General features: G+C 70.4%; 12 protein-coding genes and 1 riboswitch. Of the genes, 9 read left to right on the top strand and 3 right to left on the bottom strand.

The features are described from left to right. The first annotated feature begins 206 nt into the window (after positions 1-206). From pyrH to ACIBCJ_RS29255, 3 genes are all read left to right on the top strand, one after another. Complete coding sequence (gene pyrH / locus ACIBCJ_RS29265) at positions 207-965, top strand: UMP kinase (RefSeq protein ID WP_133889457.1); 759 nt, start codon at positions 207-209, stop codon at positions 963-965. A gap of 178 nt (positions 966-1,143) precedes the next feature. Further along, complete coding sequence (gene frr, locus ACIBCJ_RS29260) at positions 1,144-1,701, top strand: ribosome recycling factor (RefSeq protein ID WP_133889456.1); 558 nt, start codon at positions 1,144-1,146, stop codon at positions 1,699-1,701. Continuing rightward, entirely contained in the window at positions 1,701-2,876 is a 1,176-nt protein-coding gene (locus ACIBCJ_RS29255) for a phosphatidate cytidylyltransferase (RefSeq protein WP_362103736.1), read from the top strand. Before frr ends, ACIBCJ_RS29255 begins: the two co-directional genes overlap by 1 nt. A 429-nt stretch (positions 2,877-3,305) precedes the next feature. Here ACIBCJ_RS29255 and ACIBCJ_RS29250 read toward each other — a convergent pair whose 3' ends face one another. Genes ACIBCJ_RS29250 through ACIBCJ_RS29240 form a run of 3 tightly spaced genes read right to left on the bottom strand, consistent with a single transcriptional unit; the run spans position 3,306 to position 5,267 of the window. Beyond that, a complete protein-coding gene (locus tag ACIBCJ_RS29250) occupies positions 3,306-3,770 on the bottom strand; it encodes an arsenate reductase ArsC (RefSeq protein ID WP_365981132.1) in 465 nt (154 codons plus the stop codon). Then, positions 3,763-4,863: an ACR3 family arsenite efflux transporter gene (arsB, locus tag ACIBCJ_RS29245; RefSeq protein WP_365981131.1), complete on the bottom strand. Its 1,101-nt coding sequence runs from the start codon at positions 4,861-4,863 to the stop codon at positions 3,763-3,765. Before arsB ends, ACIBCJ_RS29250 begins: the two co-directional genes overlap by 8 nt. Further along, complete coding sequence (locus ACIBCJ_RS29240; RefSeq protein WP_365981130.1) at positions 4,860-5,267, bottom strand: metalloregulator ArsR/SmtB family transcription factor; 408 nt, start codon at positions 5,265-5,267, stop codon at positions 4,860-4,862. Before ACIBCJ_RS29240 ends, arsB begins: the two co-directional genes overlap by 4 nt. A gap of 79 nt (positions 5,268-5,346) precedes the next feature. Here ACIBCJ_RS29240 and ACIBCJ_RS29235 point away from each other — a divergent pair, with 79 nt between their 5' ends. The 6 genes from ACIBCJ_RS29235 to ACIBCJ_RS29210 all read left to right on the top strand — a co-directional run bounded on the left by ACIBCJ_RS29235 (position 5,347) and on the right by ACIBCJ_RS29210 (position 12,258). After that, complete coding sequence (locus ACIBCJ_RS29235; protein WP_365981129.1) at positions 5,347-5,817, top strand: ArsI/CadI family heavy metal resistance metalloenzyme; 471 nt, start codon at positions 5,347-5,349, stop codon at positions 5,815-5,817. 163 nt (positions 5,818-5,980) lie between these two features. Then, a complete protein-coding gene (locus ACIBCJ_RS29230) occupies positions 5,981-6,973 on the top strand; it encodes an aminoglycoside phosphotransferase family protein (RefSeq protein WP_399283720.1) in 993 nt (330 codons plus the stop codon). A gap of 639 nt (positions 6,974-7,612) precedes the next feature. Then, the gene (locus tag ACIBCJ_RS29225) at positions 7,613-7,954 is read left to right on the top strand and encodes a hypothetical protein (RefSeq protein WP_365981127.1); all 342 of its coding nucleotides are present in this window, start codon (positions 7,613-7,615) and stop codon (positions 7,952-7,954) included. A gap of 169 nt (positions 7,955-8,123) precedes the next feature. Next, a complete protein-coding gene (gene rlmN, locus ACIBCJ_RS29220; protein WP_133889450.1) occupies positions 8,124-9,230 on the top strand; it encodes a 23S rRNA (adenine(2503)-C(2))-methyltransferase RlmN in 1,107 nt (368 codons plus the stop codon). Positions 9,231-9,268: 38 nt separating this feature from the next. Further along, a riboswitch (TPP riboswitch) is annotated at positions 9,269-9,374 on the top strand. 78 nt (positions 9,375-9,452) lie between these two features. After that, entirely contained in the window at positions 9,453-10,541 is a 1,089-nt protein-coding gene (locus ACIBCJ_RS29215) for a thiamine ABC transporter substrate-binding protein (protein ID WP_365981126.1), read from the top strand. Positions 10,542-10,656: 115 nt separating this feature from the next. Continuing rightward, a complete protein-coding gene (locus ACIBCJ_RS29210; protein WP_365981190.1) occupies positions 10,657-12,258 on the top strand; it encodes an iron ABC transporter permease in 1,602 nt (533 codons plus the stop codon). Position 12,259 lies beyond the last annotated feature (1 nt).

The following is a 12,259-nucleotide window of genomic DNA, read 5'->3' as shown; positions in this document are numbered from 1 at the left end:
GTCCGTACCGCGACGGACGTGCGACCCCGGTAGGGTCGACAGCAGTCGTCGGCGCCGTTCGCGTATGCCGTTGCGTACACGCGCGTGGCGGCGGACGACAGCAGATCTGACGAGGAGGCCATTGCCGCGTATGGGATGCGAAACACGCCCCCACCGGCAGTGGCCTTCTTCGTGTGTGTGACCCACGTAAAAGAGGCGAGATCTCCATGACCACCAAGGCCGAGAAGAGCGACGACGGCAAAGTACGCGGCCGCTTCATGCTGAAGCTGTCCGGAGAGGCCTTCTCCGGCGGTGGGGGCCTGGGCGTCGACCCCGACGTGGTGCACGCCATCGCCCGTGAGATCGCGGCCGTCGTCCGGGACGGCGCCGAGATCGCGATCGTCATCGGCGGCGGCAACTTCTTCCGCGGCGCCGAGCTGCAGATGCGCGGCATGGACCGGGCCCGCTCCGACTACATGGGCATGCTCGGCACCGTGATGAACTGCCTGGCCCTCCAGGACTTCCTGGAGAAGGAGGGCGTCGACTGCCGCGTGCAGACCGCCATTACCATGGGCCAGGTCGCCGAGCCGTACATCCCGCTGCGCGCCGTGCGCCACCTGGAGAAGGGGCGCGTGGTCATCTTCGGCGCCGGGATGGGCATGCCGTACTTCTCCACCGACACCACCGCCGCGCAGCGTGCCCTCGAGATCGACGCCGAGGCCCTGCTCATGGGCAAGAACGGCGTGGACGGTGTCTACGACTCCGACCCCAAGACCAACCCGGACGCGGTGAAGTTCGACGCGCTCGGCTACGGCGAGGTCATCACCCGCGAGCTGAAGGTCGCCGACGCCACGGCCGTCACCCTCTGCCGCGACAACAGCCTTCCGATCGTGGTGTTCGAGCTGCTGAAGGAGGGCAATATCGCCCGCGCCGTCAAGGGTGAGAAGATCGGCACGCTCGTGGGGGACCAGGGCAGCCGGGACTGACCGGAGAACACCTCCCGTCCGCGGACGCCCCCTGTCCGGGGGACGGACGGGACGGGACCGGGCCGGGGGATGGACAATGTCCCACCGGTCGGGAACCGTGCAGGAAGAACGCGACGCAGCCGGCCGCCGTCCCCAGGGAACCGCAGCCGGGCCTACTCAAGACACGCAGGAGCAAGTGGTGATCGAAGAGACCCTCCTCGAGGCCGAGGAGAAGATGGAGAAGGCCGTCGTGGTCGCCAAGGAGGACTTCGCCGCGATCCGCACCGGCCGTGCGCACCCGGCGATGTTCAACAAGATCGTGGCCGACTACTACGGCGCGCTGACGCCGATCAACCAGCTGGCCTCGTTCTCCGTGCCCGAGCCGCGCATGGCCGTGGTGACGCCCTTCGACAAGAGCGCCCTGCGCAACATCGAGCAGGCGATCCGCGACTCCGACCTGGGCGTCAACCCGAGCAACGACGGCAACATCATCCGGGTGACGTTCCCCGAGCTCACCGAGGAGCGTCGCCGCGAGTACATCAAGGTCGCCAAGGCCAAGGGCGAGGACGCCAAGGTCTCGATCCGCTCCGTGCGCCGCAAGGCCAAGGACGGCATCGACAAGATGGTCAAGGACGGCGACGTCGGCGAGGACGAGGGCCGCCGTGCGGAGAAGGAGCTCGACGACACCACCGCCAAGTACGTCGCACAGGTGGACGAGCTCCTGAAGCACAAGGAAGCGGAGCTGCTCGAGGTCTGATGAACGACTCTTCCTGGGGGGCGCCGCCACAAGCCGGGTACTGGGGGCCGTCCGACCGGGGACCCGCCCAGGGCGCCGACCCGGCGGGTCCCGCGTACGATGCGCACTACGCGCAGCAGACTCGCCCCATGCCCATCGTGCCCGACGTACCCGAACACGGCGGTGACCAGGACGACGACCAGGGGACCGCTCGGCTGAGCGGTCCCTTGTTCCGGGACGAGCCGTTCCACGCCCAGCCCGCTCGCGACGAGCCGTACCGCGACCAGACCCCGCCGGCGCAGCCGTATGCGGTGGTGCCGCAGAATCCGGAGCCCATGCCCGACGCCCCGCAGCCGGCGCACTCCCAGCCGCCGCAGAAGAAGAGCGCGGGGCGCGACCTGGGGTCCGCGATAGGAGTCGGCGTCGGCCTCGGCGTGGTGATCATCGCGTCGCTGTTCGTGGTGAAGGCCGTCTTCGTCGGTGTGGTCGTCATCGCCGTCGTGGTGGGCCTGTGGGAGCTGACCAAGCGGCTGGAGGAGCGCAAGGGCATCAAGGCGCCCCTCGTGCCGCTCGCCATCGGCGGCGCGGCGATGGTGGTCGCCGGCTACGCCCGCGGCGCCGAGGGGGCGTGGGTCGCCATGGCGCTCACGGCGCTCGCGGTCCTCGTCTGGCGGATGACGGAGCCCCCCGAGGGCTACCTGAGGGACGTCACGGCCGGCCTGTTCGCCGCGTTCTACGTACCGTTCCTGGCCACGTTCGTCACCATGATGCTGATGGCGGACGACGGTGCCTGGCGCGTCCTGGTCTTCCTGATACTGACGGTCGTCAGCGACACCGGGGCGTACGCCGTCGGCTGGCGTTTCGGCAAGAAGAAGCTCGCCCCCCGCATCAGCCCCGGCAAGACCCGCGAGGGCCTGCTGGGCGCGGTGGGGTTCGCGATGGCGGCGGGCGCGCTGTGCACGCAGTTCCTGATCGACGACGGCACCTGGTGGCAGGGCCTGCTGCTCGGCCTCGCCGTCGCCGTCAGCGCCACCCTGGGCGACCTCGGCGAGTCCATGATCAAGCGCGACCTCGGCATCAAGGACATGGGCACCCTCCTGCCGGGCCACGGCGGCATCATGGACCGGCTGGACTCCCTGCTGCCGACGGCGCCGGTGGTGTGGCTGCTGCTGGTGATCTTCGTCGGATCCGGCTGACGCCGGGCCGGCCGCCGCCGACGTACCGGCGCCCCCGCCCCTCCCGCATCCGCGGCCGCACGACGCGTGGCCGCCCCCGCGGGAGGGGCGCGGTGCGTTCCGGGGCGGCTCGCCTCGTCCCTGCGGGCGTCGGCGGAACGCATGCGGCCGGGGTTCCCGTCACCCCCTCCGCGGCGGCGGTGAGTCGTCGGCAGGCGGCGGAGCCCTTCGGAGCTCCACGCCGGCCGACGTGGTGCTCCCGCGTCACCACTGGAGGGGAAGAAATCGCGAGCGCTGGGTGGCTCTGCTGCCGGCCGTGGTGGCGGGCAGCCGGGCTCACCGCGTCGGCGGGCGGTTCGGAGAAGGACTCGTCTCCGCCCAAGGGAGCGGCGCTGCGCGGCTGCCCCGACTCGCGCGCTCGCTGCTCGCCGGACCGGCGGTTCGTCCTGCTCAGGGGCAGCGCTGACGGTCGGGGCTCGGATCCGCCGGTCCTGTCGACGACGGCCCGGTGAGGTTCGCCTCGTCGACCAGGCCGCGGATGCGCTTCTCGATCTCGTCGCGGATCGTGCGGACCGCTTCGACCCCTTGCCCGGCCGGGTCGGGGAGGTCCCAGTCGAGGTACCGCTTCCCGGGGAAGACGGGGCAGGTGTCGCCGCAGCCCATCGTGATCACGACGTCGGCCGCCTGGACCGCGTCGGTCGTGAGCACCTTGGGTACCTCGGCGGCGATGTCGACACCCACCTCCGCCATGGCCTCGACGACGGCGGGGTTGACGGTGTCGGCGGGAGCGGAGCCGGCGGAGCGGACCTGGACGCGGTCGCCCGCGAGGTGGGTGAGGAAGGCGGCGGCCATCTGTGAGCGTCCGGCGTTGTGGACGCAGACGAACAGGACTGACGGGACGGCGGTGTCAGGCATGGGCGGCGTCCTCCTGGGTCGCGGGGGCGGCGGCCGGGGTGGTGAAGTAGCGGCGAGCGTGCAGGGCGACGTACACGAGGCCGATCAGTACGGGGACCTCGATGAGGGGGCCGACGACGCCGGCGAGGGCCTGCCCGGAGGAGGCGCCGAAGGTGGCGATGGCGACCGCGATGGCCAGTTCGAAGTTGTTGCCCGCAGCCGTGAAGGCCAGCGTCGTCGCACGCGGGTGGTCCAGGCCGACGGCGCGTCCCAGGAGCATTGATCCGGCCCACATGATCGCGAAGTAGACCAGCAGCGGCAGGGCGATGCGAGCGACGTCCAGAGGCTGCGAGGTGATGGCGTCGCCTTGGAGGGCGAAGAGGATGACGATCGTGAAGAGAAGCCCGTACAGGGCGAAGGGGCCGATGCGCGGGATGAGCGTGGCCTCGTACCAGGTGCGGCCCTTGGTTCGCTCGCCGATGCGGCGGGTGAGGTAGCCGGCTGCGAGCGGGATGCCGAGGAAGATGAGCACGCTGCGGGCGATCTCCCAGACCGAGACGTCCAGGGCGGTTCGTTCCAGGCCGAGCCAGCCGGGCAGGGCGGAGAGGTAGAACCAGCCGAGTGCCGAGAACGCGATGACCTGGAAGACGGAGTTCAGGGCGACGAGGACGGCGGCGGCTTCGCGGTGACCGCAGGCGAGGTCGTTCCAGATGACGACCATGGCGATGCAGCGGGCCAGGCCGACGATGATCAACCCGGTGCGGTAGGCGGGCAGGTCCGGCAGGAGCAGCCAGGCCAGGGCGAACATCAGCGCCGGGCCGATGATCCAGTTGAGCAGCAGGGACGGCAGCAGGAGACGGCGGTCGCGTGTGACGGTGTCGAGGCGGTCGTAGCGGACCTTGGCCAGCACCGGATACATCATCACGAGCAGTCCCAGGGCGATCGGCAGGGACACCCCCGTGACGGTCACCTCGGCCAGCGCGTCACCCAGGCCCGGGACCAGGCGGCCCAGGACCAGTCCGGCGGCCATGGCGGCGAGGATCCAGACGGCGAGGAAGCGGTCCAGGAAGGACAGGCGCCCCGCCACGCCCCGCTCAGGTGCGGCAGTGCTCACGAAGCGGCCCCGGCCGGCGCGCGGCGGTCGGGAAGAGGCTCCCCCACGGGACGGGACAGGATGCCCGCCAGCCGGTCGGTCGTCTCCGGGAGCAGCCAGTAGTAGACCCACGTGCCGCGCCGTTCGCAGTCGACGAGACCGGCCTGCCGCAGCAGCTTCAGGTGGTGCGAGATCGTCGGCTGGGACAGGTCGAAGGCCGGGGTCAGATCACACACGCACACCTCACCGCCCGCCCGGGAGGCGATGATCGACAGCAGGCGCAGCCGCACCGGGTCACCCAGTGCCTTGAACACCTTCGCCAGGTCCACGGCCTGGTCCTCGTCCAGAGGAGCGGTCAGCAGCCCGGGGCAGCAGGCCCCCGGCTCGTCGGTCCGGCCGAGCGCCACCTCGTCTTGATTCGACATGCCTCTATGTTGACATCCTTCGATGCACTGCGCAATCGTGTATCGAAGAACATCGAAACAAACCGATGGGAGCCCTGCCATGTCCCGCGCTCAGCTCGCCCTGCGTGTCAGCGACCTGGAAGCGTCGATCACCTTCTACGCGAAGCTGTTCGGCACCGACCCGGCCAAGCGGCGCGAGGGCTACGCCAACTTCGCCATCACGGAACCCCCGCTCAAGCTCGTCCTGATCGAGGGCGAGCCCGGCGAGGAGACCCGGCTGGACCACCTCGGCGTGGAGGTCGAGTCCACCGACCGGGTCGCCGCGGCCACGACCCGCCTCAAGGACGCCGGTCTGGCCACCTTCGAGGAGAACGACACCTCCTGCTGCTACGCCCTCCAGGACAAGGTGTGGGTGCACGGCCCCGGGAAGGAGCCCTGGGAGGTCTACGTCGTGAAGGCCGACGCCGACACCCTCGGCAAGAGCGCCGCCCCCGACACCGACGGAGACGGCTGCTGCACCGGTCGGACCACCCGAGAGGCCCCGGATGCCGCGAGCTGTGCCTGCGGCTAGGCGTACGGGGAGCGAGTGAGGGGCCCCGGTCGCGGCCACGGCCGGGGCCCACTCGCGGGCGCCACAGGTTGCCCCATCGGATCTGCCGAACCAGCCAGAATCAGGATCAAACGCTCCCTAATTCGGTTGTTGCCGGGGCGGTGGGACCGTTGAATGACTGGTCATGAACCTGGCGCAGGTGGCCGAGCGGCTCGGATTGGGGCGGTTGCTGGATGTCCCGCTGCTGCTCAAGGATGACGAGCGGAGCCCGGTGTGGAAGGCCGTTACCGACTCCGGCTCATGGGTGGTGAAGATCGCCCAGCCCGGGGGTGACTTCTGGCTGCCCATGGCTGCCCAGGCGGGGAGGTTGGAAGCCGCCGCGTGGGAGATCGGTGTCGCGATGCCCGAGCCGCAGTCGACGGCTCTGGCAGAAGCGGGTCTGTGGCGACCGGTCGGGGACGGTTTCTACGCCCGTGCGGTGCGTTTCGCCGAGGGCGCGCATCCGACGGGGCCGATGTCGGAAGCGTCGGTGGCCTGGGCGGGCGGGCTCGTCGCCGACCTCGCACGGTGCGCGATTCCGGCCGACCCGACCGTCGGTGGCGACTACTCGCCGAACTCCCATGACGAGTGGGAGGAATGGTTCGCTCATGCCGAACGCCTAGAGGTCCTCGGTGCCGAGCACGTCCGCACCTTCAGGCTGTCGGTGGAGCGGACCGAGGCCATGATCGAGGACCAACAGGAGCTGTGGCAGTCCAGGTTGGTCATGCATCGCGACATCCGGCACCAGAACATCCTGATCGGCTCCGGTGGGCCCGTCCTGTTGGACTTCGATGCCGCCGGGGCGCAGGACCCCTGGTGGGAGCTGGTCTACACCGCTTTCCAGCTGGCCGGCTTCGACCGCGGCCCGGAGGTGCCCGAACGCCGTGTCGTCGAAGCGTGCCTCTCCGGGTACGTCGCTGCGGGAGGGGCGGTCGGGGCGGTCGACGAGTCGGCGTTCACCGGCATGTTCGCCGGACACGTGGGAGTGGCGGCGTGGGAGCTGTGGGTGGCCTGCGGCCACCGGGGCGGGAGTCCGGAGTACCGGGCCGGCTTCGCTCGGAGACTCCGGGAATCGGTGAACGCGATGGCCGTGATGCGCGAGGCCATGCCGACCTGGGTCACCTGGCTCAAGGCGTAGGCGGAGAACGCCGCGCTCGTCCGGGTGACCGAGTCCTGGGCGGTCACTGGGACGTCCCTGGGCCGTCACTGGGCGGTCCTGAGGCGTCGGAGGCCGACCGGCGCCGACAGCCGGCAGCCACGGGTGACCACGGGTGACCACCCCCACCCCGCACCGGAACGGGCCCTCGGAGTCGATCTGCACCACTGGTACAGCCGTGCTTAAGCCTGGAGGACTGGCAGGCAAGAGACCAGAACAAGCCCCCTACCGGCACGTTCAGTGCGGATAGGGGGCCTGTTTCGTGGTGCCGGGCCGTCTTCGGGCCGTCGGACTCGCAGGGCCGTATCACCTCTGCCCAGTGAGGCCGCCTCAACGTCGCCGGGGGAACTTCCAACCGTTCTGGCTCAGCTTGTAGAGCACGAACACTCCGCAGAGCACCCACGCGCCCAAGAAGGCCCACTTGAACCACGGAGGGCCGTCCCAGCGCTCTGCCAGTTGAACCGATGCCGCGAGACAGGAGGTCATTCCTCGCGTGTGCCCGGCTCCATAGGCAGGAATGCCCGGTCCACGGCCTTCCTGTTGCGCTCTTGGCTCGACGGCATCAGGTGCGCGTACATGCCGCGCACCTCGCTGCGGGGCTGAAGAAGCGGAGTCCGTACGGTGTCGCCCTGGCGGCGCCGACAGGCCCAGGCCACTGGACCGGGCCGGCTGCCCGCCAATGCTTCGCCCACGCGGCAACGGCTGTTCCGGGCGCACGGGCCGCATTCTCCGGAGGGGCTGTTCGAGGTCGACGACGACCTGGTGACCGAGGAGTACCTGGGGCTGCACGAAGCGTTCGAGGAGCTGGGAGCTTCCACCAAGCTCGTCTGCGTGTTCTTCACGGCCGACGCCGAGAACGGCGTCCATGCCATTCACTGGGGCGACGCCCATCTAGAGCCCGACCGCACCTTCACATGGCCGTACAAGGAACAGCTCCCGGTCCCTCCAGCGCAGATGGAATGACGGGCCGTGGCGCCGCCACCTGGGTACCTACGACGACGGCTGACCGAGTCCTGGGCCGTCCCTGGGCGGTCCGAGGCCGACCAGCGCTGACAGTCGGCACCCACGGGTGACCACCCCCACCCCGCTCTGGCCTGGGCTCCCGGAGATGATCTGCCACACTGGGAAGGTCATGCCTAAGCCCGGAGAACTCACATTCGTCGCGCCGCGCGGAGCCAAGAAGCCGCCGCGGCACCTTGCCGATCTCACGCCTGCCGAGCGCAAGGAGGCTGTCGCCGCGATCGGTGAGAAGCCGTTCCGTGCGAAGCAGCTCTCGCAGCACTACTTCGCGCGGTACGCGCACGACCCCGAGCAGTGGACCGACATCCCCGCCGGTGCGCGGGAGGGGCTCAGGGAAGCGCTGCTGCCCGAGCTGATGACGGTCGTGCGGCACCTGTCGACCGACCAGGGGACCACCCGTAAGACGCTGTGGAAGCTGTTCGACGGGACGCTGGTCGAGTCCGTCCTCATGCGCTACCCGGACCGGGTGACCATGTGCATCAGCTCTCAGGCCGGCTGCGGCATGAACTGCCCCTTCTGCGCCACCGGCCAGGCCGGCCTGGACCGGAACCTGTCGACCGCCGAGATCGTGCACCAGATCGTGGACGGCATGCGGGCGCTCAGGGACGGCGAGGTCCCGGGAGGCCCCGCGCGGCTCAGCAACATCGTGTTCATGGGCATGGGCGAGCCCCTCGCCAACTACAACCGGGTGGTGGGCGCGATTCGCCGGCTCACCGACCCCGAGCCGGACGGGCTGGGGCTCTCCCAGCGCGGGATCACCGTCTCCACGGTCGGTCTCGTCCCCGCCATCCATCGCTTCACCGGTGAGGGCTTCAAGTGCCGCCTCGCCATCTCCCTGCACGCCCCCGACGACGAGCTGCGCGACACCCTCGTCCCCGTCAACACGCGGTGGAAGGTGCGCGAGGTGCTGGACGCCGGGTTCGAGTACGCGGCGAAGTCCGGGCGCCGGCTGTCCATCGAGTACGCCCTGATCCGCGACATCAACGACCAGGCCTGGCGCGGTGACCGTCTCGGGCGGCTGCTCAAGGGCAGGCCCGTGCACGTGAACCTGATCCCGCTCAACCCCACGCCGGGCTCCAAGTGGACCGCCTCGCGGCCCGAGGACGAGAAGGCGTTCGTGGAAGCGATCGCCGCGCACGGTGTGCCGGTGACCATCCGGGACACCCGTGGGCAGGAGATCGACGGGGCGTGTGGTCAGCTGGCCGCGAGCGAGCGGTAACCTGACCGGCGGAAGTACGTCAGCACAGTCACATCTTCATATTCCGACAGGGGAGCGCCACAGCGCTGAGAGTGCGGCACCGGCCGCAGACCCTCCGAACCTGGCCCAGGTCATTCTGGGTAGGGAGATCGGTCACCACTCGAGCTGTTGCGCCCTGCCCGGGACCCTCGCCAGAGGCCCGGGCGGGGCCGCGTCTTCTCCTGGTCACCCAGGAGGAATTCAGTGAGCATCACCAAGAAGGTCAGTGTCCTGGCCGTCGGACTCGGCATGGTCGGCACGCTGGCCGCCTGCGGATCGTCGTCCGACGACGCCGGCAGCGGCTCCGGCGACTCCAAGACCGTGACCCTGGTCAGCCACGACTCGTGGGCCGCGTCCAAGGACGTCATCGCCGCCTTCGAGAAGAGCTCCGGCTACAAGGTCAAGGTCCTGGAGGACGGCGACGCCGGGCAGGCCGTGAACAAGGCCATCCTGACCAAGGACAACCCGCAGGGCGACGTCTTCTTCGGCGTCGACAACACCCTGCTGTCCCGCGCCCTCGACAACGGCCTGTTCCAGCCGTACGAGGCCAAGGGCCTGGACCAGGTGCCCGCCGACTACCAGGCGGACCGGGAGGAGCACCGGGTCACGCCGATCGACACCGGCGACATCTGCGTCAACTACGACAAGGCCTACTTCGACCGGCACGGCCTGACCCCGCCGAAGTCCTTCGACGACCTGGTCGAGCCCGAGTACAAGAACCTGCTCGTCACCGAGAACGCCGGCACGTCCTCGCCCGGCCTGGGCTTCCTGCTCGGCACCGCCGCCAAGTACGGTGACGACGGGTGGGAGGGCTACTGGAAGAGGCTCAAGGCGAACGGGGTCAAGGTCGTCGACGGCTGGGAGCAGGCGTACAACGAGGAGTTCTCCGGCTCGGCCGGCGGCAAGAAGGCCAAGGGCGACCGGCCCCTCGTCGTCTCCTACGCGTCCTCCCCGCCCGTCGAGGTCGTCTACGCCGACCCGCAGCCGGCCACCGCTCCCACGGGCGTCGCCGACGGCACCTGCTTCCGCCAGATCGAGTACGCCGGCCTGCTCGCCAACGCCGGGAACCCCGAGGGCGGCAAGGCACTCCTCGACTTCCTGCTGAGCAAGGACTTCCAGGAGGACATGCCGCTGAACATGTTCGTCCACCCGGTGCGGGAGGGCGCGCGGCTCCCCGAGGTGTTCACGAAGTACGGGCCGCAGGCGAAGGACCCGCAGACCCTGGACCCGGCGAAGATCGCGGACAACCGTGACCAGTGGGTCAAGTCGTGGACCTCGCTCGTACTGAAGTGAGCCTGAAGCGAGCCACGAAGGGACGCGGGCGGTGAAGCAGGCGGTGAAGCAGGCGGTCAAACGGCCGGTGAGGCCGGCGCGGACCGGGCGCGGCGGCGCGGTGCGGCTCGGGCTCATGGCCGTGCCCGTCGCGTTCTTCGCGGTGTTCTTCGCCTACCCCGTCGCCGCGATCGTCGCCCGCGGCCTCAAAACCGACGGGGCCTGGCGGCTCGGGCGGATCGGGGAGGTGCTCGCGCAGTCCGACGTGCGGCACGTCCTGTGGTTCACCAGCTGGCAGGCGCTCGCGTCCACCGCGCTCACCCTGCTGGTCGCGCTGCCCGGCGCGTACGTCTTCGCCCGCTTCGACTTCCCCGGCAAGCAGCTGCTGCGGGCCGTGGTGACCGTGCCGTTCGTGCTGCCCACGGTCGTGGTCGGCACCGCGTTCCTGGCCCTGGTCGGGCGCGGCGGGCTGCTGGACGAGCTGTGGGGCGTACGCCTGGACACCACGGTGTGGGCGATCCTGCTCGCGCACGTCTTCTTCAACTACGCCGTCGTCGTCCGCACCGTCGGCGGCCTGTGGGCGCAGCTCGACCCGCGGCAGGAGGAGGCGGCGCGGATGCTCGGCGCCTCCCGGCTGCGGGCCTGGCGGCGGGTCACGCTGTCCGCGCTGGCGCCCGCCGTGGCCGCCGCCGCGCTGATGGTCTTCCTGTTCACCTTCACCTCCTTCGGTGTCGTCCAGATCCTCGGCGGGCCCACCTTCTCCACCCTCGAGGTGGAGATCTACCGGCAGACCTCGCAGCTCTTCGACCTGTCCACGGCCGCCGTGCTGACGATGGTCCAGTTCGCGGCCGTCGCCGCGATCCTCGCCGTGCACGCCTGGACCGTACGGCGGCGCGAGACGGCTCTGCGGCTGGTGGACGCGGCCACCACCGCGCGCCGGCCGCGCGGAGCCGGGCAGTGGGCGCTGCTCGCCGGGGTCCTCGGCACCGTCCTCGTGCTGCTGGTGCTGCCACTGACGGTGCTCGTGCAGCGGTCGCTGGGCGCGTCCGGCTTCGGCTACTACCGGGCGCTGGCCGACGAGGACGGCGGTGCCTTCCTCGTCCCGCCGATCGAGGCGATCGGCAACTCGCTCCAGTACGCCGTCGCCGCCACCGCCATCGCCGTGGTGATCGGCGCGCTGGCCGCGACCGCGCTCACCCGGCGCGACGCGGGCCGCTTCGTGCGCGGCTTCGACGCGCTGCTGATGCTGCCGCTCGGGGTGTCGGCCGTGACGGTCGGTTTCGGATTCCTGATCGCGTTGGACGAACCCCCGCTGGACCTCAGGTCCTCCTGGATCCTGGTGCCGCTCGCGCAGGCGCTGGTGGGCGTCCCCTTCGTCGTACGGACCGTGCTGCCGGTGCTGCGGGCGGTGGACGGGCGGCTGCGGGAGGCGGCGGCGGTGCTGGGCGCGTCGCCGTGGCGGGTGTGGCGCGAGGTGGACCTGCCCATGGTGCGGCGGGCGCTGCTGGTCGCGGCCGGGTTCGCCTTCGCGGTGTCGCTGGGGGAGTTCGGGGCGACCGTGTTCATCGCGCGGCCGGACAACCCGACCCTGCCGGTCGCCGTGGCGCGGCTGCTGGGCCGGCCCGGGGACATGAACTACGGCCAGGCGATGGCCCTTTCGACGATTCTGATGCTGGTGTGCGCCGTGGCCCTGGTGGTGCTGGAGCGACTGCGGACCGACCGGAGCGGGGAGTTCTGAC

Origin of the sequence: Streptomyces sp. NPDC051136 (genome assembly GCF_044455745.1) — a bacterium.
Taxonomy (GTDB): domain Bacteria; phylum Actinomycetota; class Actinomycetes; order Streptomycetales; family Streptomycetaceae; genus Streptomyces.
This window is presented reverse-complemented; position numbering and strand designations above follow the sequence as displayed.

Excerpts from the sequence above, each read along its gene's own strand:
- ACIBCJ_RS29210 (WP_365981190.1), top strand. The coding sequence starts at position 10,657 with ATGGCCGTGCCCGTCGCGTTCTTCGCGGTGTTCTTCGCCTACCCCGTC.
- ACIBCJ_RS29255 (WP_362103736.1), top strand. The coding sequence starts at position 1,701 with ATGAACGACTCTTCCTGGGGGGCGCCGCCACAAGCCGGGTACTGGGGG.
- rlmN (WP_133889450.1), top strand. The coding sequence starts at position 8,124 with ATGCCTAAGCCCGGAGAACTCACATTCGTCGCGCCGCGCGGAGCCAAG.
- ACIBCJ_RS29250 (WP_365981132.1), bottom strand. The coding sequence starts at position 3,770 with ATGCCTGACACCGCCGTCCCGTCAGTCCTGTTCGTCTGCGTCCACAAC.
- ACIBCJ_RS29240 (WP_365981130.1), bottom strand. The coding sequence starts at position 5,267 with ATGTCGAATCAAGACGAGGTGGCGCTCGGCCGGACCGACGAGCCGGGG.
- pyrH (WP_133889457.1), top strand. The coding sequence starts at position 207 with ATGACCACCAAGGCCGAGAAGAGCGACGACGGCAAAGTACGCGGCCGC.
- ACIBCJ_RS29235 (WP_365981129.1), top strand. The coding sequence starts at position 5,347 with ATGTCCCGCGCTCAGCTCGCCCTGCGTGTCAGCGACCTGGAAGCGTCG.
- ACIBCJ_RS29230 (WP_399283720.1), top strand. The coding sequence starts at position 5,981 with ATGAACCTGGCGCAGGTGGCCGAGCGGCTCGGATTGGGGCGGTTGCTG.